The following is a 22,368-nucleotide window of genomic DNA, read 5'->3' on the forward strand; positions in this document are numbered from 1 at the left end:
AGTGCACACTGCTATACAATATGATAAATATAAAAAGGGGAAGTAGGGAGTATAAAAATGCATACGATTTTACTTTTTCTAAATAAAATTTCTATCAATGAAATAGAGGCCATTAGGCTAAAACATGATCCTTTATTTGGGTTAATTCCACCGCATATTACAATTGTATTCCCATTTGAAAGTGCATATTTTGAAGTTATCAAAAGGGATACAGGAGATAGAAATTGAATTTGCAAATAAAATTACGAGTGTGGGAGAATATTTGTTTTTACGAGTTGAAAAAGGGAAAGAACAAATAGAAGAACTGCATAATATCCTGTATACAGGACCTTTATTACAATTTTTGAAAGAAGATATTCTGTACATACCACATGTAACAGTCGGGAGAAAAGAAAGTGCAAAGTGCCGAGTTAGCTGCTGAAGTAGCTAAGGAAATTCATAGTTTCCATGAAAAGTTACAATGTGTAGTTGATAGAATTAGTGTAGAGCGAATTGGAGAGAACGGGGAATCAATTATTGAATTTGAAGTACCGTTGCAAAAAAGCTGACAAAAGTCAGCTTTTTTTATTCGTAACATGAAGTAAAGCACCAATTGCACCGCTATTACCACCATCTTGTAAAAAGATTGGTGTTTTATTTTGATAGTTTGTGTAGCTACTAATAATATTTTGAAGGTGTACGTTGTTACATAAAGTTGAACCGATATAAATAATATGGTCAATGTTTTTTATTTCGGCGAATTGAAGGCTTAATGCAGTAACGACTTCACCGACGAGTCCTTGTACAGTAGCAAGTATATCTGAGCTTTTATAATTGGATTCTGTAATAGAGGCTTTACCAAAATTGCTAGCAGTTAAGCTATTATCAATAGGAGAGAGAATACCACCATAAATATCCCCAACCGTAATATCTAGTTCTTTTCTAGATCCTACTTTTGTTAAAGGAATCACATCTTCAAAATGATCTACGTTTGTTAACAATTTTGAAAGCCCCATAATAGTACCACCGCCAACACCGGTTCCACCAACTCGAATATATTTTTCATTATAAACGTAATGAATGGAAGTGCCTGTACCGATATTTGTTAAAATAAAATTGTTTATATCATGTTTATTATCTTTTAATATGTATCGGACACCTGTAAGAGTAGCTTCAAATTCGTTTAGTTCTACTATTTTATATGAGTCTGAAAGTAGTTGCCGTAATTGTTTTGCTTTCCCACCTGAAATACATATTTGTTTTATAGCAATGTTTTTCTTAAGCCAATCTATTATTTTATCTTGTTCATTGGAATAAAATTTTTCAAAAGCTAATTGCTTTTGTTCGTTCAAATAAGCAATTTTCGTTAATGTTCCTCCAGCATCGATACCGATAGTACTTTCCATTTTCCTGCTCCTAACCAAGTAATTTATTTACTCTGTTCATGTTGGTGAAACGAATTTGTAGGAGATGAATAGCTTTTCTATAGTTACAATCGGCTGATCGTTTACAGTTGCAGTACCTGTACCGAGAATAAAACCTCGACGATTACGCGTTAGCTCATAATGTAAATTAAGTTTATCACCGGGATATGCTTTTCCGTGGAATTCAATCCCATCTAATGAGGAGAGAAAGCCTAAACCTTCAGGGTTACTTGTACGTACAAATGCACTAAGCTGAGCAAGTGCTTCTACAATTAATATATGAGGCATATGGTCTTGACTATCATTTATAAACCACTCGTTATTTGAAATGAGCTTATATCCCGTAACGGACTCACCATGTTTTACATTTGTTACTTTATCAATCATTGAAAATGGAAAACGATGAGGAAGTGTGTCTTTAATATGCATATGAAAGTACCTCCAATGAATAATACCCCTGCTATAGTTAAGCAGGGGAGTTGCAATTAATTTTTAACTAATTCTTCTGCTTTTTCAAGAGAAAAAATACCACTATTTCTAATGTTTTCAACCACTTGTTGTAGCACTTTTTTATCTTGAACGAGTGCAATACGTACAAAGCCTTCTCCGTGAGGTCCAAATGCATGACCTGGCGTAACAACGACATTCGCACGATCCATTAATGCATATGCGAAATCTATAGAAGTCCAGCCGTTCGGAATTTCAGCCCAAACGAACATACTACCAGCTGGTTTATCGACATTCCAGCCAAATGTTTTGAACCCATCGATTAAAGTATCTCTACGTTCTTGATAAATACCGCGGTTTTTCTCACAAAAAGCAGCGCCATTTTTTAGTGCAGCACATGCCGCTTTTTGAATTGGTAAAAACACTCCGTAATCTGTATTGGATTTAAACTGGGTAAGCGCACGAACAATTTCTTCATTTCCAATCATATATCCAATACGACTACCTGCTAAACTATAACTTTTTGACAAAGAGTTGATTTCTACGCCAACTTCTTTAGCGCCAGGTACAGAGAGGAAGCTAATTGGTTTATTACCATCAAAATAAAATTCAGCATAAGCAAAATCATGGACAACAATAATATTATGCTTTTTCGCAAATGCGATTACCTCTTTAAAGAAATCTTCATGAGCCATTGCTGGAACGGGATTCCCTGGGAAGTTTAAAATCATCATCTTCGCTTTATCTGCAATTTCTTCAGGAATTAGCTCTAAGTTAGGTAAGAAATCATTATCTTTCTTTAGAGGCATGTAGTAAGATGTTGCACCAGCCATTTGAATTCCTGTTTCATAAGCTGTATATCCTGGATCAGGAACTAATATAATATCTCCTGGATTCGCATAAACCATAGGTAAATGAACGAGTCCGTCCTGTGACCCCATTAATAATAAAACTTCTTTATCGGCATTTAATATAACATTATGAGTGTTGTTGTAATATTCAGTTACAGCTTCGTGAAATTCTTGAATGCCACTTAATGTGTATCCATAGCTTTCTTTTTGATCTGCTGTATGTACCATTTCTTCTCTTACGAAATCAGCAGGTGGCATATCAGGATTCCCGATACTTAAATCAATCATTTTGTGACCTGCTGCAATTTTTTCTTTTTTATAGGCCCCTAATTCACTAAATATAGAAGATTGGAATGCTTTCATTCTAGTTGCTAACGTGTAAGTCATCAAAACCCCTCCTAAAAACAGTGTTTTCTTTCTGCGTTTTTAATTATTCTGAAAACACATGAGTATATTTTATCATTTTTTTATGAAAATTAAAACGATTGACAAATTTAGAGGGAGGATAAAAATAACGCAGAAAATATTTTCTGCGTTTTAAATGAAGAGCAATCATTTCTTTTTATATGTACATAACTTTTCCACTGCATAAAAGTATACGTTTAATTTGCCATCGACAACTTGTATAGTTTGATCCGATGTAAATGAATTACCATAATCAATGTGATATACATTAGAGTCCTTTACAAATGAACCTTTGTATAAATCTTCTTTTTTCTTCGTTGTTTGCATTTCTACTAAATATTGAATGATTTTTTCTTTCTTTTCTTCTTTTACAACTGTTTCAAATTTATACGATATAGGACAAAGACCGTTTTTGTTGTCAACGACTTCCCAAGTGCCGTATATGTCATTATTGCTACATCCACTGAGTAGTATAATGAATAATGGAATAAGTAATAGAACCTTTTTCATTTTGTACTCCTTTCTTTTCATTTTCGATAAACGTGCGAATACGATACGAACATTGTAATAAATAAAGTTTAAATTTTTATAAAGAATTATTTAATTTCATATAAAAATTTAGGGGGGATTGAAAAAGCATGAATCTAGTGCAAAGTTAGATTCATGCTGAGTACTGTAGCTTATGTTATGTTTCTTTTGAGGAAAAATAAAGAGGAAAGTAGGACCATTATTCCATTTAAAATATATACAATTGCAACAATAAAGGCTAATGTACCTGCGCCAAATCCAGCTTTATCAAATATAGAATCGAATGCTGTGGTAGTCAAAAAGACAAGGGGAGTCAGTAGTGAAAATATGAAACCTGCGACAATTCTTCTTTTAAAGTTATGCTGAGAAAGGGAAATGGCTAAAAAGTTTAGGATGCTAAACATAACTATTACAAAAATAAAGATAATAAATAATTGCATACCATCAGACATTCCTACACCGCCTTGTTGTAGATAATAGTTTATATAATGTATTCGAAGGTAAGAGTGTTTACTTTTTTTAATAATTTTAATAAACGTAATAAATAAGATTATATAAAACAAAGAAGCATGGATTAGTTTAATACTACTAAATCCATGCTTCTTTAATTATGTTATAAATTCGCAGATTGCGATGGTTGTTTTTCATACTGTTTCTGTTTAGAAAGCGATATGAAAATAATGAATAATGAAATAACACCGAAAATAAGAACCATATATTGCAATCCAATCGTATCTAAGAAGAAGCCTGTGCCAAGTAAGACAATTTGGAACATAACTCTCTCAAACATATTACGGAATGAGAATAGACGGCCGTGATAGCTTTTTTCCACTTTCGTTTGGAAAATTGTCGACATAATAGGGAAGAAGCAACCGACACTAAAACCAAATAAACCAAATGATGTAAGAGACATCCATTTTATATCGCTAAAGAACAATGATAGATGTGCAAAAGCGGTACAAACTGCGAAGAAATATAGTAACTTTTCAGGTTTGAAATGGTCCGATAAACGTTTAATAACGAAGGCACCTAACATAAATGCGATACCTTCAATCGTATATATAAAGCCTTTAATCGTTGGATCATGTTGCATTTCGCTAATATTAATTACCATTAAATTAAATCCAGCTATAAATAATAGAGGAATAATACTTAATATAAGTGCTGTGAAAGCAATCGGAATTCCTTTTAAAATACGAAATACTTCCATAAAGCTATTATCTTTTGCAGCTTGTTTACTTGGTGTTGTTGATTTCTTATCTTCGACGAATTGAAGGAAGAAAGTTGAGAGGAATAATAAAGCGTATGCTGCCATTGAGAAGGCATACATATACTGTAAACTCATTACAACTAAAAGAATTCCACCTAGTGAAGTACCTGCAATACGAGCAATTGTACCTACATTCATATGTACACCGTTCATTTGTAATAACTCATGCTCACGTACGATGAGCGGGATCACTGATTGTAAGGCAGGGAAATAAAATGCTGCTGAAATTTGAAGAGCAACCATAAATGCAATCATAAAGGCGATACTTTCAAATTGGATAGCGAAAAACATAAAAATAACACTAATAACGCGACCAAAACCGGCGTAAAGAAGAACTTTTTTCTTTTCGTACTGATCAATAATGCGACCAGCCATAGGTCCCACGAGAACACCTGCTAATAGACCGATAAACAATATAACTGATTTCATGAAATCAGAAGGGACATATTTTTGCATAAATTCTAGGTTACCAAGAATACCAAGCCATAACCCTAAACCAGCAATAAACTCCCCAATTAAAACAATCCAAACATTTTTATTACGCCACATAATATAAAACCTCGCCGTCTTTTAAAATGAAAAACTCGTATATAAAACCTCCTTATTTTATGTATTATTTTTAACGAAATTTTTTAGAGTCAGAGTCTATATTACGTGTTTCATGAATGGAATTCAATCTTTTTGATTTGTCAAAAATTTGATGTGTTAATAGATGAAACAAGTAAGTCCAAATGTACAAAACTTATGATTAAAAATTCATTGAAGGTAAGGAGAAATAAAATAAAAGCATCAAGAAATTATCACAAGTAAATGATATTTTTCTTGATACTTTTTATACATTAGGCCGAATATTCTTCTTTGCGTACTTCGAAAAATTCATTACGACGTAAGTAATTATAAACTTTCTCGGAAACCTCTTCTTCTTCAGATATTAAGAAACGATGATTAAAAGCATAGAAGGATTGACCTTTAATTAATTTTACGTAGTAAATTTTACACGCCTCCTCTAGCAAAATTAGTATTCACTTAATATTATGATGACCTATATGCTTGTGAATCATACTTGAAGTTTCAAAGTATAGAAGCGAAATAAATTAAAAAGCTTACAAAACTGTAATGTTGTTGTCACGTTTTCCGATAGTTAAAAATAACCAATCTCTTCTATACTACAAATAAGTTACATAAAATAAGGGGGTAAAAATGATGGATGAAGTGATTGGAGAAGTTGTAGCAGGAATTTGTGAATTTGTGGTGGAAGTAACAGCAGATGCTATTGGGAATTTAGTTTCTGGAAAGGATGAGGAAAAAGAAACATTATAATAGTTTGTAAAAGTATACAGATGATTAAACTATAAAGGCTGATTTCTAAAGGGAAGTCAGCTTTTTTATTTTTTACATTATATTAATATTATTTGAATATTCATTTGTTATTATGTTCATGAAACTCATAAAGGAGGTGAATAAATAAAGATGTCGAATTTAGAGGCTGATTTATCTAATTCTCGTTTAATTGTGGCGAATGTGGAGGAAAAAGAATATCACTTTATTGTTCGTGAATACCCGATTGTAGGAAAAATTATATCGCTATTGGAAAATGGAAAAGAATATGGTTTAATAGATAAACAAATTGCTAATAAAGATAAATTTATTAAATCGGAGCTTACTAAATTAGAGTATTTTAACATAGATGTTCTCTATCATACACCTGGATGGATATGGATTGGTATGGATCAATTTGGTTTACATGCTCGTGAGGCTACTTATAACGAAGTAGACGTTATTATGAAGTTGAAAGAGGATTTATATTATATAGATGTATATGAAAAAGTAAAAATGTAATTGATATTTAGTCAGGTTAGGGGACAAGTTCCCGTAGCCTTTTTTGTTTTATATGTAAACGGAAAATCGATTTTATGTTGATGATAGGACAGCATGATAAGAAGTGAGCTGAAAAGAGGATTTGAAAATACATAAAGAGAACTTTAATTATTATATGAATTCTATATGTAAATAACAATAGAAAGAAGATGATAAAATGAGTAAAGAAGAGCTTGTGAAACAACAGTTTGGTAATAATGCGGAGAAGTATGTAAAAAGTAAAATTCATGCTAAAGGACCGGATTTACAATATGTAGTTCAACAAGTTGAGTCTCGTCATAATAATCGTCTTCTTGATATTGCTACTGGCGGAGGACATGTTGCAAATGTATTAGCGCCATTGTTTAAAGAAGTAGTTGCTTTAGACTTAACAGAAAAAATGTTAGAGAATGCAAAAAAATTTATTATAAGTAACGGCCATGAAAATGTGTCTTTTGTTGCTGGAAACGCTGAGAGTTTACCGTTTTCTGATAGTTCTTTTGATACAATTACGTGCCGAATTGCAGCACATCACTTTATGAATCCAGCTCAGTTTATTTATGAAGTAAATCGTACGTTAGAAGATAATGGATTGTTTATTTTAATAGATAATGTTTCACCGGAAAATAATGAATACGATACATTTTATAATTTTATAGAAAAAAAGCGGGATCCGAGTCATGAACGGGCTTTGAAAAAAACAGAATGGATTACCTTATTAGAGAAAAATGGTTTGCAAATGCAGTCATGTCTTACTTTTGACAAGAAATTTGATTTTGACTGGTGGTGCGATATGATGAATGTACCTTTGCAGAAGCGGGTGAAGTTAACAGAATGTATGATGAAAACATCAGTTGAAATGCAAGAATTCTTTAACATTCAATATGAAAATAATAAAATCATATCGTTTTATACTGAAATGGCATTGTTTGTATGTAAAAAAAGTTTAACATTAAAAAGATAAATTTCTTGCAGTCTTTCCAAAGTACGTTATACTTAGTAACAGAGAAAATGAGAATTGAGGAAATGGAATAATGATTCGCGTACGTATTGAAGGAACTGAAGAAGAAATGCTTGAATTTATGGAGAAAATGCCGGATATTCCTGGATTTGAAAAAACACATACGAGAGAACCAAGAAAAGGAAATAATCCAAAATATGATTCAAGTAAAAATGTACTAGCATATTTATCTTATAAAAAGATTGAAGTCGCCAATAAATAGGCGGCTTTTTTAGTTTGCACCGTTTCACAGCCTTGTCTTTTTTACATACTAATAATAGTAGATAATGCTGAAGAGGGGTGAGTATAGTTAATAAGAAAATCGTCTTTTTTGGAGACTTTGGTATTGATGATGCTGTGGCGTTAATTTATGCAAATAAAACATGTAAATTAGATATTTTAGGTATTGTTGCTGAATATGGGAATGTATCGCGAGAAATCGTAACAGAAAATGTGTATTTTTTAGAAAGATACTATGCTACAGAAGTAAAAATCATTGAGGGTGCAGCAAGACCGATGACAGCTGAAGAACCTTTGTTTTTTCCTGAGATTCATGGAGAGCACGGCCTAGGTCCCATTATTCCACCTGAAATGAGGATTTGTAAACGGGAAAATTTTTGTGAATTAATTAAATTAATTGAGCCTTGTCCAGAAGATATTATTATCGTAGCGACAGGAAGATTAACAACATTGGCAACATTATTTTTATTATATCCAAATGTAATGGATAAAATATGTTCGTATTATATTATGGGCGGTGCGTTTTTATTTCCTGGTAACGTTACTCCTGTATCGGAGGCAAATTTTTATGGAGATCCAATTGCTGCAAATATTGTAATGAAGTACGCAAAGAATGCGACTATTTATCCATTAAATGTAACGCAACAGGCCCTAATTACGCCTGAAATGGTGGATATTATTAATAAAGAAGGAACAGGGCAGGCAAAGCTTATTAAACCAATGATTGATTTTTATTATGAGAACTTTTATAAAAAAGAATACCCGGGTATTGCTGGAAGTCCGATTCACGATTTGCTTCCGTTCATTTCATTTATAAATGATGATATTTTTGAATATAAAAAATCTGCAGTTTGGATTAGTACGACAAATGACGTAACAAGAGGACAAAGTGTGGCTGACTTTAGAAAAATAGCTGAGCCGACGAGGTTTGATGATCGGCCGATACAAAGAATTGCGGTTGGTTTTAATTATCCTGCATTTAAAGAAGAGTTTATGCGGACAATATTGAAGCCCGATTGTCCATAATAAGTGTAATATCTCAACCTGCATAAATCGTTAGTCTAAAAAGTTAATTAACATGTATTATTTTTACAAAAAAATACAGTTATGCTCCATGAATAACTTATGAAAAATGTAACATAACTAATGGTAAGCAATTGTTTCTAATTATATTTTGATTGGTGAAATATAAAGGAGGTTATCATATGATTTGGTCTTTAATCGTTGGTGGTATATTAGGGTGGCTTGCTAGCTTAATTACTGGTAGGGATGTACCAGGCGGTGTAATTGGTAATATTATTGCTGGTATTATTGGTTCTTGGATTGGTGGGAAATTACTTGGTAGTTTCGGCCCAGTAATCGGCGGATATGCAATTATTCCAGCTTTAATTGGTGCGATTATTTTAATTTTCATCGTAAGTTTCTTATTGCGAGCAATGCGAAAATGAATGTAAGGACTGTTTACATTTGTAAGCAGTCCTTTTTATATGTTATGCTAGTATTATACAATCAGGAGGTGTCAGCATTGAAATCATTTACAGTAAATTTCCATCAAGAAGATAATGCTAAAGCGACAACAGTACATAAATTAAGTGAAGAGGACTTCAATAAAGCAACAGAAAAAGGTACTCGTCATCTATTTGATTTAGATACAAATGTTGGATTCTTCGTATTCTTTGATGCAGAAGATGCAGAAGGAAATGATCAATACTTAATGTTACAATATGAAGGAGATCATGAAGAGCCAACTGCGTGCTACGGATTTGATTTAAAACTATACTATCAATTTTTAGCACTATACTTAAATGATCTTGAGTTCCAAGGTGAAACAGATGAAGAAGAGGAAGAGTATGGTCCAATTCATCATTTAGCTCACTTACTTTATCATATTGTTGAAGATGGTAAGTCAATTGAAGTGTAAAAATACATATGTAAAGCTGTCCTTTTTGGGGCAGCTTTTTTATATGACATAAATCTGTGTACTAAATAAATTAATAATAGCTAAGTAGCATTATTTATAACTCTCATGTTTCATTTGTAAAACATCTGTTATAATGACTGTAATTAAAAAATTTGTGGGGGCTAATTCTATGCTTGTAGATGTAAAAGCTTTTATTAAAGCTGCAGGTTTAACATGCATTTCATCATTAAGTGGAGATAATACATTTGCTCATAATTTTGAAACGGTAAAAAGTATTGTTGTTACATCCCTTAAAAAGTTAAGATTCATCATTTAATTTCAATTAAACCAGTAGGAGTAGAATAAACACTTCCTGCTGGTTTTTTCTGTTTTAAGGAGCTGATGTGACAACATATTTAAGCTAAAGATAAAGGATATAATCACTGAGAAGAGAAAGTGTATATAAGGAGATGAATACAATGATTAACAATATAATTCCAAGCTTTTCGAGACTTTGGGAAAGCGGTAATATAGGACTACATAACTTGAATAAATATTATGATAGGCATCCAGAAGTATTTAAAGAATATTTTACATTTCACTGTCCTAAGACGAAAGAACGTCTTTATAGTGCAATTGAAAAGTATCCAGAAAAACTAGGAGATATACATAGTGTTTCGGAAAATTTACCACGAATTATTCAAGAGATTAATAAGGATTATTACATTCAGTTTGGCTTCGACTTAGAAGTAACATTTCATTTATTTGTTGGAGCTTTTGGCTCTAATGCATTTGTAGAAAGGGAGATTATTGGAGATATGTTTTTTGCCGCAGAAAAATTATCTCCAGATTTAAATCACCTTCGTGTTATTGTCGCTCACGAAATAGGACATATATATCATAATGTTATGTTACAAAATGATGGAATGGACTGGGAGAAAGCTGAGTGGACCGATGCGGCAGTTAATTTGTATCGTGAAGGCGTTGCAACATACTTATCAAAGCAAATTATAAAAGGTTTAAATGAATCAGTATATTACTCATATGACAATGATGGTGAACGTTGGTTACAATGCTATATAGAAAATGAAGAACATATAAAGAAACGTTTTTTGGAAGATTATATAGAAGGATGGACGTTTGAAAAAGAGAAAGAGTGGTTTCGGTTATCTGGCGGACAATATTTTGGATACAACCGACTCGGTTATTTTTTAGGAACTGCTTTTGTAGAATATATTGTACAAGCATTGGGAGAGAGTGAAGTATTTACTTTTTGGAATAAATACAATTTAAAAAGTAGTGTGTTGGATTGGTTATCGAAATGAATAGCATTTAATAGGGAGCTGAAATATATGAAAGTGTATGTAAAGATAGCTTTATTATTTCTTACTTTTACATGCATATTTACTTTAGCGGCATGTAAAGGAACAGATGAAAAAAAGGAAGCAAACCCAACTTCGGAAAATAGTAAAAACGAACAGAATACTTCTTCTGAAGGAAAGAAAGGGCCTGAGGTTAAATCAAATACCGATTCAAATTCGAAGGATACAGTTATAAATCAAAAATCAATTAACCACGTTAAAAACTTGTTTGAATTAGCGAAAGAAGGAAAAGTACCTAATGTTCCGTTCGCAGCTCATACAGGAGATATTGAAGAAATAGAAAAAGCGTGGGGGAAAGCAGATAAAACAGAACAAGCAGGAAACGGAATGTACGCAACTTTTACAAATAAAAATGTTTCCTTCGGTTTTAATAAAGGATCACAAGTTTTTGATGTACGCTCCTATCATGCAGAACTAAAATCAATTACATTACAAGAAATTGAAAAAGCATTAGGAAAACCAAACTCAGTTAAAGGAAATGGTGATGATAAAATATATGTATATAAAGTAAATAATCAGTTTGAATTGAAATTTATCATTCCAAAATCGACTGGTAAAGTAAATCACATTTCGGTATTTTCGCCAGAGGATAGTATAAATAAAATGGCAGGGTAGGATATTAAAAAAAGGATGTCACAAAAGTCGAAATCGATGACTATGTGACATCTTTTTTTGTGTAAATAAGAAACTTCCTTTTATAAAATATGATGGGGATGCTCTAAAACATCTTTTTGAATATCTTTACTTCTTTTCTTACGCTCTAAATTTCGAACAAAAAAAGCTTGGATAATGCCTCCAATTGTTAAGAAACAAGCACAAATATAAAATAGCATACTACCGTTTAGTTTACTTAATAAAACCGCACCGATAACAGGACCACAAGTTCGAGATACATCCCAGTGTAAGCCGTAAATTGAAAAATACAATCCACGTTTATCTGAAGGAGCGATTTCTGAAACGAATCGAAGCAAATGGTTGAAAGCAACACTTTCTCCAATGACTAAAAAGAGTAATGTGAAAAATAGTGACAAGATTGTTGCTGAAAATCCATAGCCAATTGCAGCTATCGTAAAGCAGGTGTAAGCAATAAGTATGATTTTCGCCATAGAAAATTGTTCAGACCATTTCACAAGGAAAACTTGTAGAGTGATTTCCATAAGAGCTTTGCATGTTGTAATAAAAACGAGTATGCGATCGAAATCCGGAAGTGTATGTTTCACGAAAATAAGATAATTTGTTTCAGTTTGTGCATAAAAAAAGCTAATAGGAATTGTAGTGATCATTAGTCCAAATACGGCGTAATGTTTTTGTACAAATTGTTTTGGAGATGATACTTCAAGCTTTTGCGTTGGTGTTGTCATTGCCGGAGCGGTTTCTGGAAGCTGTATCCAAACAACGACTGCATATGCTATAAGTGCAATGCTTTGCACGATAAATACATATTCAGGGTGAGTCTTATAAAAAATAGTACCAATTAAAGGGCCGATTAGAGTACCTATTGCTCCCATCGTTTGCAGAAGAGAGAAAACTTCTGCTTGCTGCCCATGTTTTGTTAAATCAGCAATTTGTGCCCGTTGAGCGGGAATATATAAGGAACGGCCAACCCCATTTATGACATATAACAAAGCAAATATAAAAACGGATTGAGCAAAGATGAAGCTACCAATTGCAACGCCTTGTAGTAATAAGCCGAGTAACATAATTTTCTTTCGCCCATATTCATCAGTCACTCTTCCAGCAATAAGTGTAAATATAATGTCCGAAAGCGGTTGTAACCCGAAAATAAGCATAGTCATCATAATATTGCCGTTTAGCACCTTATTAACGTAAATAATCATAATGATAGCTAACATTGATTCAGTTGTTCGAGTTAATAATTCACCGCACAGTCGAATGATGATTGGTTTATTGTAACGTAATAAGAGATGATTCAATGTTATTTCCTCCTTTCTATATTGAAATGATAAGATGAAAGGAGAATTGGAAAAAGGGTAGAAAGAATAGGGAGTATTTTTCACCTTTTAGGGGGAATATGATGTTTATTTTAGATCAATACATTGAACTATGGATTGCCTATGGGAAAGGGAAAAAAGAAGGAGAACAATTAGAAATAACAGTGCAAAATATATCCGAAACATTATTTTGTACAGAGCGTAATAGTAAATTAATAATAAAAAAGTTAGAAGAACTACGTTGGATTGTTTGGTTTCCAGGGCGCGGAAGAGGGAATCGTTCTAAACTAATATTTCAAAAGCAACCAATGACATTAATTTTAAACAGAGGAAAAGAGTTAACGAAAAAAGGGGATGTAAAAAGTGGAATCTCATTTGTAGAGCGCTACAGCGCACAATTTCCGTCAGTAAAGAAAGAGTATGAAGTTTGGGTAGATTCCATATTTGGTCATCAAATAGAACGGACACCTGAAGGAAGAAAAGACGTACTTCGTTTGCAAGTACAAATGAACCTGGACATCGCTTTAGATCCGGTTTACGCTACGATGCGCTCAGAATGTCATATGGTTAAACATATTTTTGATACACTCGTATATATAAATGAGGAAACAAATTGTATAGAACCAAGGCTTTCTTTTCAATGGGAATATAATGATGCAGAAAAGATATGGACGTTTTATTTACGAAAAGGAGTTCACTTTCATAATAGGAAACAACTTACTGCACATGATGTTATACATTCATTGAATCGATTTATGAAAACTGAAAACAACCCACACGCATGGATGTTACAACATGTTGAAAGTTTCCGTGCAGTGGATGAATTTGTTGTTGAAATTCAATTGCATACGGAAAATAGGATGTTTTTACATATGCTCAGTGCAGAACAGTGTTCTATCGTAAAGGAAGATGAAGCGGGAAACTTCATTGGTACAGGGCCTTTTTCATTACGAGAGAAGAATGCAAATCTGTTTGTACTAGAAGCACATGATTTATATTATCGCGAAAGACCTTTCCTTGACCGAATTGAACTATTGAATGTGAAGCGAAGTGTAAATACATATGACGTGTTAGTAAAGGCGCAGTATAAAGATAAAGAAAAACATAATAAAGAACTATCTCGGCTTGAGTCGAACGTGACATATATAACATGCAATCTTGCAAAAGAAGGACCAATGCAAGATTATATGTTCCGAAAAGCGTTATATAAAATCATTCATGGCCATGCAATCGTTAAAGAACTCGGCGGAGAACGTGGAGAAGTGGCAAAGAAACTAATATTAGCAAATGAAAGTATAGTAGATATTGACGAAGATATCCAAAGTTTAATTAAAAGGAGTACGTATCATAGTGAAGTGCTACAACTATACACATTTACAGGACGAGATCACGTTGAAGATGCACAATGGATACAAAAAGAGTGTGCGAAGTACGGGATTCGTGTAGAAACTAATTTTCTTGAAATAGAAGATCTTTTAGAAATTAGTACGATACAAAAGGCTGATATGATGCATGATAGCGCAACAATTGGCGAACGAATAGAAGATAGTTTGCTATATATGTTTCTTACAAAAAACAGTTTTATTCATGGGCAAAGCAGCGTGGATTTTCATAAATCATTGTCCCTTTATTTTAAACAAGAACAAGTAGAGAAAAGAGTTACACTGTTACGCGATATTGAGGAGACATTGTTACGTCAAATTCAAATTATTCCTTTATACCGTAACAAACAACAAGTAATTTCTCATGAAAAAGTACAAAATATAATGATTAATTCACAAGGGTGGATTGATTTTTATAGAATATGGTTTAAACCTTGATAGATAAAGGTTCTTATGCATTTTTTATGAGATGTGCAAGGGCCTTTTTGTATGTAAAATAGGATTGTTTTACACATTGTTACGCTACTTGTGATAAAAGTCTATTTACAGCGTAACAGTGTTATGTTACATTGTTATCAGGAAGGAGTGTTATACAGTTGAGTACAGATTTAATTTCAAAAAAAGATTTATTAGAACTTACTGGTATTTCATATGGACAGTTATATAGGTGGAAAAGAAAAAATTTAATACCGGAAGATTGGTTTGTACGAAAGTCTACATTCACGGGTCAGGAGACATTTTTTCCGAAAGAAAAGATTTTAGAGCGAATTGATAAAATCCAAACGATGAAAGAGGATCTATCACTAGATGAACTAGCGAATATGTTTTCACCGAGTGTGAGAGAAATTCTTTTAACAAAGGAAGACGTTTTACGTAAAGGGATTGCATCAGAACCAGTTTTACAATTTTTTATAGAACAAACGAATAAAACAGCAGAGTTTCAATTTGTAGATATTCTTTATGTGTATATGTTAGAAGAATTACTACAATCGGGAGAGATTAGTTTAGAAGAAGGAAAAATGGTTTTGCAAGTTTTAAGTGAAAATTATGAAGCAATGAAACATAAAACGTGTGACTTAATCATTATCCGAAAGTTAGGGATTTCTACATGTTTCTTAGTTTCAAACGTGGACGACTTAATTTTTGAAAAAGGCACCAAAATCGTTTTACGCGAAGCGATTATGAAATATACCGAAGCATTAAAAACTAAATTGTTGTAATGGAGGAGAAAGTATGCGTACAGATAATTTGATTATAAATGGTTACGGTTCATCGAATGGCGGCGAGTTTCATAAAGTGCAATTAAACGGAAAAGGAACTGTGAATGGAAATGTTGAATGTGAGCAATTTGAATGTAACGGTTACGGTGCAGTTACTGGCGACTTGAAAAGTAGCAGAGCACGAATTAGCGGATCTGGTAAAGTTGATGGCACAATTCATGCTGAAACGATGCGAATTGATGGAAAAGCTACAATTACGCAAAATGTAAAGGCAAACAGTTTAAAAATTGCAGGAAAAGGTACGATAGGTGGAAATGTCACAGGTGAAGAATTTAAAGTTAATGGTCAAGCAACAATCGACGGTAATTGTGAAGTGGATACTTTTTCTTCAGAAGGACAATTTACAATTGGCGGATTATTAAGCGCTGATGAAATAAATATTAATATTCACGGTACATGTCGCGCGAAAGAAATTGGTGGTCAAACGATTAAAGTAAGACATAGATCAGGTACATTAAGTAGGCTATTTAAAACAGTATTTGGCTTGCAGTTAGAAGCTGAACTATTAGAAGGTGACAATATTGATATTGATTATGCTCACATAAGAACGGTAAGAGGAAATAATATTACAGTAGGACCGAACTGTGAGATTGAACTCATTGAATATACAGGTGTTCTAACTGTTGATAAAAGCGCAAATGTAAAAGAAATTAAGCAGGTTTAATGGGAGGGAGAAAGCACTATGGAACATCCACATAGTCTCACAGTAAATGGTTCCGGTAATTCAGCAGGCGGAGATTATAATAAAGTGAAGATACGCGGCGAAGGAACGATTTCTAATGATATGAGCTGTAATGAATTTAAAACGTACGGCACGAGTGATGTACGGGGTAATATGAAAGTAAAAAATTATGTTGTGTATGGAGATAGTGAAGTACAAGGAAATGTAGATGCAGAATATGTAAAAGTATATGGTAATACACAAATGCATGGTGATGCACATATTGAAAAAACAAAAGTTAGAGGTATGATAGATATTGCTGGGAAGTTTTCAGGTGATTTTGTCGATGTAAAAGGTGCTTTAAATGTGAGGGGAAATATTGAAGTAGAAGATTTATCATTAACTGGTGGTCTTGAAAGTGATGGATTACTTAATGCTGAAAATATTCAAATCTCACTTCGTTATGAAGGAAGTAAGGTAAGAGAAATTGGTGGTAAAAAAATTACGATTCGTAAAAAAGCGAGATTTCTTCCTTTTATTAGTCATGCTGGTAACCTACAAACTACAATTATTGAAGGAGATGATATTTATTTAGAACATACGATTGCTGACGTAGTGAGAGGAAACAACGTTACAATTGGCCCTGGGTGTGAAATTAGTGTTGTAGAATATCATACTAGTTTTAATCAAAAAGGTAATGCAGTCGTAAAAGAACATAAACAAATATAAGTAATACGAGGGAGAGCAAGAGATATGGTTGAGAAGAATAATAAGCTTGGCTTTGTTGTGGCGGGCTTATTGCTAGGTATACTAATGGCATCAATGGATAATACCATTGTCGTAACGGCGATGGGAACGATCGTTGGTGACTTAGGAGGCCTTGAAAACTTTGTATGGGTTGTTTCTGCCTATATGGTCGCAGAAATGGCAGGTATGCCGATTTTCGGTAAACTATCAGATATGTATGGTAGAAAGAGATTCTTTATTTTCGGTTTAATTGTCTTTATGATTGGTTCGGCACTTTGTGGTACTGCTGAAAATATTACACAGTTAGGTATTTATCGTGCCATTCAAGGTATTGGCGGCGGGGCATTAGTGCCGATCGCGTTTACAATCGTTTTTGATATTTTCCCTCCTGAAAAGCGCGGGAAAATGGGTGGTTTATTCGGAGCGGTATTTGGTTTATCAAGTATTTTTGGTCCGTTACTCGGCGCATATATTACAGATTACATTAGCTGGCACTGGGTATTTTACATTAACTTACCGCTTGGCATTTTAGCACTTATTTTTATTACATTCTTTTATAAAGAATCACGAGTTCATAGAAAGCAAAAAATTGACTGGTTTGGTGCAATTACTTTAGTTGGTGCAGTAGTTTGTTTAATGTTTGCTTTAGAGCTTGGTGGACAAAAGTATGATTGGGATTCTAGTTTTATTTTAAGTTTATTCGGTGGATTTACTATTTTAATTATTGCATTCATTTTTATTGAACGTAAAGTAGAAGAACCGATCATTTCATTTGAAATGTTTAAACAGCGATTATTCGGCATGAGTACTATTATTGCATTATGTTACGGTGCTGCGTTTATGTCAGCAACTGTATACATTCCGTTATTCATTCAAGGTGTATACGGAGGTACCGCAACAAACTCAGGATTACTACTATTACCGATGATGTTAGGATCAGTTGTAACAGCACAATTAGGTGGATTTTTAACGACGAAGCTTAGCTACAGAAACATTATGATTATTTCTGCGGTGATTATGCTAATTGGACTATTCTTATTAAGCACATTAACGCCAGAAACAAGTCGTGTATTATTAACAGTGTATATGATTATTATTGGATTTGGAGTTGGTTTCTCATTCTCTGTACTAAGTATGGCGGCTATCCACAACTTTGGTATGGAACAGCGAGGGTCTGCGACTTCAACGAGTAACTTCATTCGTTCATTAGGCATGACGCTTGGTATTACAATCTTCGGAATGATCCAAAGAACAGGTTTCCAAGATCAATTAGAAGAAGCATTTAAAGGTATGAACGGGGGAATGAATACAAACGCTTTAGGAGATTCAAGAGCTATTCTATCAGAATCTGCAAGATCTCAAATTCCACCCCAAATATTAGATAAAATTATTGATGCTCTTTCTAGCTCAATTGTCCAAACATTTATGTGGGCATTGGTACCAGCTGGTTTAGCATTCATATTTATTTTCTTTATGGGAAATGAGCGCATGGTAATTAAAAAACAACAAAAGAATAAAAAGAGCGAAACATCAAAAGCGTGATGAAAAAGCTCCCTTCCAATTGGAAAGGAGCTTTTTCGTATGTACGGATTTAGATTAGCCTTCGATGATTTCGTATTCTTCGTCTGCTAATAATAAAATTTGTGTTTTCTTACCTTTGTTTTGAACTTCGATTACATCGTAAGCACCTAAGTCTCTTATTTTGCTTTGAGAAGCGTTAACCATAACTTCAATAGAATCAATTAAGATATCTTCTTCAATGTATGATTCAGGCAATGCCATATCTTCAGTATCTAATACACATGCGTATAGATTTTGTAAGTTTTCAGCAGTTGGGTTTTGTTCTTCAACATCAATGATGTTTTTTACTGCTTCCATATTTTCTTCTTTTGCTTGGTATACTTTAATTTTAGCCATTGTTTTAATCTCCTTTATAACGTAATCGTAGAGGCTACACTTCATTATAACGTTTTTTTCATGAAAGATGAAATTGTTATATGTATTTATAGGGAAATTTATGTGTTAGTATTCATTTTTAATGCGATAAGTAGGCAAATATGTTCCTACGTTAAAGTTATATTGTCCAAGCTTTTCTCATATCCCCCTCATATTATGTGTATGAGATAAAACATATAGAGAAGGGATGGAGTGTAAGTGGGTTGTGAGCCGAAACGAAATGATCGATGTTGCCAAAATAGTATTTGTGAATTTTTGCGAAGTCTAGAGCCTTTTACAAAAGTTGAGAGTATTGTAATTGCCGGAAATGAAATTGTTGTATCTTATTTTCTTTCATTTAATAAGAAGAATGGTGTCGTATCCTTCGTACAAGAGGTCGGTGAGGTTATTTTTGTAGATTGCTCTAAGATTGATGCAATTCGAATAGGAAAAGTTTGTAGTTGTAAAACGAAAGTCAAATTTATTGAAGAGGATTTCAGTCTACTTGGAAACGTTTGTCCGCAATGTTTAACAGAGGGAAGCACACTCTTTTTTGACTTTCACAATTCAGAATTGAATTTATCACTTCAAGCAAAAACAATTGATGCGCCTAATTGTACTGAGTTTATAGATGAGATGGGAAATGTAGTAAAACAAATTACTATAATAGGTGAAGCAATTGTTTCTAAAGATTTTGTTCAAGTGCCTGAATTATTACGTTTCCGACTAGTATTATCTGATACGGCTACGAATCCTTTAAAGTTTGGAATACTGTTCATTAATTTCCCTGATCTTACGTTTATTATTCTTTTCGCATCGAGTGGATACCTCAACATTTCGAGTTGTTTGAGGATAGAGAGTGGAACTGGTAATGCTGAAATAGAAGAGATGAAAAGAATAATATCGAATGACGATAATACGTACACATCAGTTGTTAAAGTAACTAAAGTATATAAAAACGGAGGAACAGAATCATTTGTTTATAAGAATGAGTTATAACATATATTTTTAAATGAACCCTTAAACTAATGTTAAGGGTTTTACATAATAAAAGATTATAGATTGTGAATTTTTATTAAGTATATTATCTGTAAACCTATACACTAGAAAGTCATTTACTTTTTGATTAAATGTTATAATAATTTTATATTTATGAATAATTTATAATTATATGGAATGTAGTAGACGTTTGCTTATATGTAGAAAAGAGTAGAAGTACATTAATTCTAAAGAAAGCAGGAATGTAAATGATATATGAAGCGAATATACATACAAGAGAAAAATTAGTTACTATGTTCGAAGATTTCAATAACGTTGTTTTACTTTCTTATTTACAAGGACATATGGGTACCGCTTGGGTAAATGATCTTGAAAATCCGACAGTAGCGCAAATTACGGTAGGGATCTTTACATTTTACGCTGGGGATTCAAAGGTGAAAGAAACAGAAGAATTGCTTCGAAACATTCCTGATAGAATGTTAGTCATCGTAAATAGTGTAGAATGGAAAAAGCGTTTAGAAACATTTTACGAAAGAAAAATAGATAAGTTTTTACGATATAAATTTAAACGTAATGCAGAAGTTTTTGATCGTTCAAAATTACAATCTCTTATATCAGCGCTTCCAAAAGGATACGAGTTAAGAAGAATAGATGAAAATATCGTAAATAACCCTACATTACATAAAGTCTCTAAAGATTTTACAAGTCAATTTCAATCAGTAGAAGATTATATAAACCGAGGTATAGGGTATTGTATTTTGTATAAAGGAGAAGTTGTATGCGGTGCATCATCATATAGCATTTATGATAATGGCATTGAAATTGAAGTTGCGACTGATCACAATTATAGAAGAAAAGGATTGGCGACTATAGTTAGTGCAGCACTCATCTTGGACTGTTTAGAAAAAGGGATATATCCAAACTGGGATGCAGTGAATACTACATGTGCAAAACTAGCTGAAAAACTAGGATATGTTTTTGATAAGGCGTATGATACTTATTTTGTGGATAATAGTTCAAATAAAAGAGCAGTTAGCCAAAGCTAACTGCTCCTCTCCAAAGGGGGAATGGAGAGATACAATCATGTTATTTACATTATTGACGGGAGATTGATTTTTAATCAATCTTCTATAAAAGTTGAGATAAAATATTTTTAATTAACCCTGAGGATCCAATTAAGAGTACTGATAAAAAAACGATTGAGAATATACTTTTTTTAGGTTTTTTAAATTCTATGTATATGTTAATAATGGCACCAATTGCAACTACAGTAAAGATAACGAGTCTTATTACATCTATCATAAATAACGCTCCTTTTAATTACTTAATTGTATTATATAGGAATTGGCCTTTCGATTAGTTTATTTGAATACGATTTAAGGTAATTTTAAACAAACTAATCTTTTATACAAAAGTAAGGTTAAGAAAAAAGACAGCGTAAGAAGTAATAGTATATCTTGTAGAAGCTGATGTTGACCAAATAAAGTAGGGTTATTATCTATGCGGAAAAGTATAATTAATATTTATATATACTCACTTTAGGTACCTTTACAACTTAAATAATAAAACATGCTTTTCATAATGATCCAAACACCAATTATATTTTTCTAGAATAATTGGATGAACAAATTCTTTCGTAGTATCGACCTCAGTATAGCCATATTTCTTATAAAAGTTTTCTAATTCCTCAAAAGGAAGACAATATACATGTTGTACTTGTAATTTCTTCGCAGTTTCTACTAAAAATGAAAACAAGTTCCCCGGCTAAGTGTAGCCCTCTAAATTGAGGGAGAATATAAATCCCGCCCATTTCTAAAGTATCTTCATCTATTTGGACTAATCGTCCAACACCTGCATACTCATTGTTGTATGTAATGATTGCGACTTTCTCTCGATTTAAATCACTTCGTACAAATCCTATTGAGTCATATTGTTTATTAATCCATTCTAGATCATTAGATGTAGCTAGTTGAATGCTCATTTGGATCACTCCTTTGGAAAATTCGATATATTTGTATTATACAGAATGTAAAGCGGTTAAATTTAGATGATTTTTAATAACAGTTCAAGTTTTGAAGAATAGTGCATACAATATAAAGTCTTTTCCTTTCTTCATTTAAGTTTTACGT

At 32.8% G+C, this 22,368-nt stretch carries 25 protein-coding genes and 2 pseudogenes; 17 read left to right on the forward strand and 10 right to left on the reverse strand.

The window, feature by feature from the left end:
• Positions 1–57 precede the first annotated feature (57 nt).
• A pseudogene (locus tag ACTFSI_RS12630) lies at positions 58–548 on the forward strand (2'-5' RNA ligase family protein).
• A 6-nt stretch (positions 549–554) separates the two neighbouring features.
• Here the strand turns inward: ACTFSI_RS12630 and coaW are convergent.
• The 7 genes from coaW to ACTFSI_RS12665 all read right to left on the reverse strand — a co-directional run bounded on the left by coaW (position 555) and on the right by ACTFSI_RS12665 (position 5,896).
• A complete protein-coding gene (gene coaW, locus ACTFSI_RS12635) occupies positions 555–1,385 on the reverse strand; it encodes a type II pantothenate kinase (protein WP_440045419.1) in 831 nt (276 codons plus the stop codon).
• 36 nt (positions 1,386–1,421) lie between these two features.
• The gene (locus ACTFSI_RS12640; RefSeq protein ID WP_000547633.1) at positions 1,422–1,832 is read right to left on the reverse strand and encodes a 3-hydroxyacyl-ACP dehydratase FabZ family protein; all 411 of its coding nucleotides are present in this window, start codon (positions 1,830–1,832) and stop codon (positions 1,422–1,424) included.
• Between the two features lie 56 nt (positions 1,833–1,888).
• Positions 1,889–3,088 carry an LL-diaminopimelate aminotransferase gene (locus tag ACTFSI_RS12645; RefSeq protein ID WP_044793534.1) on the reverse strand — a complete coding sequence of 400 codons (1,200 nt, stop codon included), beginning with the start codon at positions 3,086–3,088 and terminating at the stop codon, positions 1,889–1,891.
• A gap of 165 nt (positions 3,089–3,253) precedes the next feature.
• Entirely contained in the window at positions 3,254–3,616 is a 363-nt protein-coding gene (locus ACTFSI_RS12650) for a lipoprotein (protein ID WP_044793533.1), read from the reverse strand.
• A gap of 170 nt (positions 3,617–3,786) precedes the next feature.
• Positions 3,787–4,086: a hypothetical protein gene (locus tag ACTFSI_RS12655; RefSeq protein WP_001279506.1), complete on the reverse strand. Its 300-nt coding sequence runs from the start codon at positions 4,084–4,086 to the stop codon at positions 3,787–3,789.
• Between the two features lie 161 nt (positions 4,087–4,247).
• On the reverse strand, positions 4,248–5,453 hold the full coding sequence (locus ACTFSI_RS12660; protein ID WP_044793530.1) for an MFS transporter: 1,206 nt from the start codon (positions 5,451–5,453) through the stop codon (positions 4,248–4,250).
• A gap of 290 nt (positions 5,454–5,743) precedes the next feature.
• Positions 5,744–5,896, reverse strand: coding sequence for a YqbF domain-containing protein (locus ACTFSI_RS12665; protein ID WP_080559811.1), 153 nt, complete (start codon positions 5,894–5,896; stop codon positions 5,744–5,746).
• Between the two features lie 478 nt (positions 5,897–6,374).
• On the opposite strand from ACTFSI_RS12665, the gene ACTFSI_RS12670 reads away from it, so the two are divergent.
• The 9 genes from ACTFSI_RS12670 (at position 6,375) to ACTFSI_RS12710 (ending at position 11,898) form a co-directional block, all read left to right on the forward strand.
• The gene (locus ACTFSI_RS12670; protein ID WP_000067103.1) at positions 6,375–6,743 is read left to right on the forward strand and encodes a hypothetical protein; all 369 of its coding nucleotides are present in this window, start codon (positions 6,375–6,377) and stop codon (positions 6,741–6,743) included.
• A 196-nt stretch (positions 6,744–6,939) separates the two neighbouring features.
• Complete coding sequence (locus ACTFSI_RS12675) at positions 6,940–7,725, forward strand: class I SAM-dependent methyltransferase (RefSeq protein WP_000031325.1); 786 nt, start codon at positions 6,940–6,942, stop codon at positions 7,723–7,725.
• A 70-nt stretch (positions 7,726–7,795) separates the two neighbouring features.
• Positions 7,796–7,984, forward strand: coding sequence for a YvzF family protein (locus ACTFSI_RS12680; RefSeq protein ID WP_000621882.1), 189 nt, complete (start codon positions 7,796–7,798; stop codon positions 7,982–7,984).
• Positions 7,985–8,061: 77 nt separating this feature from the next.
• Complete coding sequence (locus tag ACTFSI_RS12685) at positions 8,062–9,027, forward strand: nucleoside hydrolase (RefSeq protein WP_000029506.1); 966 nt, start codon at positions 8,062–8,064, stop codon at positions 9,025–9,027.
• A 179-nt stretch (positions 9,028–9,206) separates the two neighbouring features.
• The gene (locus ACTFSI_RS12690) at positions 9,207–9,449 is read left to right on the forward strand and encodes a GlsB/YeaQ/YmgE family stress response membrane protein (protein ID WP_000638307.1); all 243 of its coding nucleotides are present in this window, start codon (positions 9,207–9,209) and stop codon (positions 9,447–9,449) included.
• Positions 9,450–9,526: 77 nt separating this feature from the next.
• Positions 9,527–9,922, forward strand: a complete 396-nt coding sequence (locus tag ACTFSI_RS12695; protein ID WP_000834883.1) for a hypothetical protein — start codon at positions 9,527–9,529, stop codon at positions 9,920–9,922.
• Positions 9,923–10,091: 169 nt separating this feature from the next.
• Positions 10,092–10,238, forward strand: a complete 147-nt coding sequence (locus ACTFSI_RS12700; RefSeq protein ID WP_000959546.1) for a hypothetical protein — start codon at positions 10,092–10,094, stop codon at positions 10,236–10,238.
• 142 nt (positions 10,239–10,380) lie between these two features.
• Positions 10,381–11,226: a DUF5700 domain-containing putative Zn-dependent protease gene (locus tag ACTFSI_RS12705; protein WP_044792087.1), complete on the forward strand. Its 846-nt coding sequence runs from the start codon at positions 10,381–10,383 to the stop codon at positions 11,224–11,226.
• Between the two features lie 27 nt (positions 11,227–11,253).
• Entirely contained in the window at positions 11,254–11,898 is a 645-nt protein-coding gene (locus ACTFSI_RS12710) for a YjgB family protein (RefSeq protein ID WP_000870478.1), read from the forward strand.
• An 80-nt stretch (positions 11,899–11,978) separates the two neighbouring features.
• Here ACTFSI_RS12710 and ACTFSI_RS12715 read toward each other — a convergent pair whose 3' ends face one another.
• A complete protein-coding gene (locus tag ACTFSI_RS12715) occupies positions 11,979–13,217 on the reverse strand; it encodes an MDR family MFS transporter (protein ID WP_044792088.1) in 1,239 nt (412 codons plus the stop codon).
• Between the two features lie 101 nt (positions 13,218–13,318).
• On the opposite strand from ACTFSI_RS12715, the gene ACTFSI_RS12720 reads away from it, so the two are divergent.
• The 5 genes from ACTFSI_RS12720 (at position 13,319) to ACTFSI_RS12740 (ending at position 18,847) form a co-directional block, all read left to right on the forward strand.
• Positions 13,319–15,055 carry an SgrR family transcriptional regulator gene (locus ACTFSI_RS12720; RefSeq protein ID WP_044792090.1) on the forward strand — a complete coding sequence of 579 codons (1,737 nt, stop codon included), beginning with the start codon at positions 13,319–13,321 and terminating at the stop codon, positions 15,053–15,055.
• 158 nt (positions 15,056–15,213) lie between these two features.
• Positions 15,214–15,837, forward strand: coding sequence for a YhbD family protein (locus tag ACTFSI_RS12725; RefSeq protein ID WP_000102253.1), 624 nt, complete (start codon positions 15,214–15,216; stop codon positions 15,835–15,837).
• Between the two features lie 13 nt (positions 15,838–15,850).
• Positions 15,851–16,561, forward strand: a complete 711-nt coding sequence (locus tag ACTFSI_RS12730) for a bactofilin family protein (RefSeq protein WP_044792093.1) — start codon at positions 15,851–15,853, stop codon at positions 16,559–16,561.
• Between the two features lie 18 nt (positions 16,562–16,579).
• Positions 16,580–17,287, forward strand: coding sequence for a hypothetical protein (locus ACTFSI_RS12735; protein ID WP_000400897.1), 708 nt, complete (start codon positions 16,580–16,582; stop codon positions 17,285–17,287).
• A 24-nt stretch (positions 17,288–17,311) separates the two neighbouring features.
• Positions 17,312–18,847: an MDR family MFS transporter gene (locus ACTFSI_RS12740; RefSeq protein WP_044792096.1), complete on the forward strand. Its 1,536-nt coding sequence runs from the start codon at positions 17,312–17,314 to the stop codon at positions 18,845–18,847.
• 54 nt (positions 18,848–18,901) lie between these two features.
• Here ACTFSI_RS12740 and ACTFSI_RS12745 read toward each other — a convergent pair whose 3' ends face one another.
• Complete coding sequence (locus tag ACTFSI_RS12745) at positions 18,902–19,222, reverse strand: hypothetical protein (RefSeq protein ID WP_001062732.1); 321 nt, start codon at positions 19,220–19,222, stop codon at positions 18,902–18,904.
• A 237-nt stretch (positions 19,223–19,459) separates the two neighbouring features.
• Here ACTFSI_RS12745 and ACTFSI_RS12750 point away from each other — a divergent pair, with 237 nt between their 5' ends.
• Both ACTFSI_RS12750 and ACTFSI_RS12755 read left to right on the forward strand, forming a co-directional pair.
• A complete protein-coding gene (locus ACTFSI_RS12750) occupies positions 19,460–20,239 on the forward strand; it encodes a BC_2878 family exosporium-associated protein (protein WP_138321854.1) in 780 nt (259 codons plus the stop codon).
• Between the two features lie 248 nt (positions 20,240–20,487).
• A complete protein-coding gene (locus ACTFSI_RS12755; RefSeq protein WP_138321856.1) occupies positions 20,488–21,285 on the forward strand; it encodes a GNAT family N-acetyltransferase in 798 nt (265 codons plus the stop codon).
• A 502-nt stretch (positions 21,286–21,787) separates the two neighbouring features.
• On the opposite strand, the pseudogene ACTFSI_RS12760 reads toward ACTFSI_RS12755, so the two are convergent.
• Positions 21,788–22,220, reverse strand: a pseudogene (locus ACTFSI_RS12760) (GNAT family N-acetyltransferase).
• Positions 22,221–22,368 lie beyond the last annotated feature (148 nt).

Origin of the sequence: Bacillus cereus group sp. MYBK101-2, from assembly GCF_051918845.1 — a bacterium.
GTDB classification, from domain to species: Bacteria; Bacillota; Bacilli; order Bacillales; family Bacillaceae_G; genus Bacillus_A; species Bacillus_A paranthracis.

What these genes read in the sequence shown, in the direction of transcription:
- coaW (WP_440045419.1), bottom strand. Translation starts at nt 1,385, where the DNA reads ATGGAAAGTACTATCGGTATCGATGCTGGAGGAACATTAACGAAAATT.
- ACTFSI_RS12640 (WP_000547633.1), bottom strand. Translation starts at nt 1,832, where the DNA reads ATGCATATTAAAGACACACTTCCTCATCGTTTTCCATTTTCAATGATT.
- ACTFSI_RS12645 (WP_044793534.1), bottom strand. Translation starts at nt 3,088, where the DNA reads ATGACTTACACGTTAGCAACTAGAATGAAAGCATTCCAATCTTCTATA.
- ACTFSI_RS12650 (WP_044793533.1), bottom strand. Translation starts at nt 3,616, where the DNA reads ATGAAAAAGGTTCTATTACTTATTCCATTATTCATTATACTACTCAGT.
- ACTFSI_RS12655 (WP_001279506.1), bottom strand. Translation starts at nt 4,086, where the DNA reads ATGTCTGATGGTATGCAATTATTTATTATCTTTATTTTTGTAATAGTT.
- ACTFSI_RS12660 (WP_044793530.1), bottom strand. Translation starts at nt 5,453, where the DNA reads ATGTGGCGTAATAAAAATGTTTGGATTGTTTTAATTGGGGAGTTTATT.
- ACTFSI_RS12670 (WP_000067103.1), top strand. Translation starts at nt 6,375, where the DNA reads ATGTCGAATTTAGAGGCTGATTTATCTAATTCTCGTTTAATTGTGGCG.
- ACTFSI_RS12675 (WP_000031325.1), top strand. Translation starts at nt 6,940, where the DNA reads ATGAGTAAAGAAGAGCTTGTGAAACAACAGTTTGGTAATAATGCGGAG.
- ACTFSI_RS12680 (WP_000621882.1), top strand. Translation starts at nt 7,796, where the DNA reads ATGATTCGCGTACGTATTGAAGGAACTGAAGAAGAAATGCTTGAATTT.
- ACTFSI_RS12690 (WP_000638307.1), top strand. Translation starts at nt 9,207, where the DNA reads ATGATTTGGTCTTTAATCGTTGGTGGTATATTAGGGTGGCTTGCTAGC.
- ACTFSI_RS12700 (WP_000959546.1), top strand. Translation starts at nt 10,092, where the DNA reads ATGCTTGTAGATGTAAAAGCTTTTATTAAAGCTGCAGGTTTAACATGC.
- ACTFSI_RS12705 (WP_044792087.1), top strand. Translation starts at nt 10,381, where the DNA reads ATGATTAACAATATAATTCCAAGCTTTTCGAGACTTTGGGAAAGCGGT.
- ACTFSI_RS12710 (WP_000870478.1), top strand. Translation starts at nt 11,254, where the DNA reads ATGAAAGTGTATGTAAAGATAGCTTTATTATTTCTTACTTTTACATGC.
- ACTFSI_RS12720 (WP_044792090.1), top strand. Translation starts at nt 13,319, where the DNA reads ATGTTTATTTTAGATCAATACATTGAACTATGGATTGCCTATGGGAAA.
- ACTFSI_RS12730 (WP_044792093.1), top strand. Translation starts at nt 15,851, where the DNA reads ATGCGTACAGATAATTTGATTATAAATGGTTACGGTTCATCGAATGGC.
- ACTFSI_RS12735 (WP_000400897.1), top strand. Translation starts at nt 16,580, where the DNA reads ATGGAACATCCACATAGTCTCACAGTAAATGGTTCCGGTAATTCAGCA.
- ACTFSI_RS12740 (WP_044792096.1), top strand. Translation starts at nt 17,312, where the DNA reads ATGGTTGAGAAGAATAATAAGCTTGGCTTTGTTGTGGCGGGCTTATTG.
- ACTFSI_RS12745 (WP_001062732.1), bottom strand. Translation starts at nt 19,222, where the DNA reads ATGGCTAAAATTAAAGTATACCAAGCAAAAGAAGAAAATATGGAAGCA.
- ACTFSI_RS12755 (WP_138321856.1), top strand. Translation starts at nt 20,488, where the DNA reads ATGATATATGAAGCGAATATACATACAAGAGAAAAATTAGTTACTATG.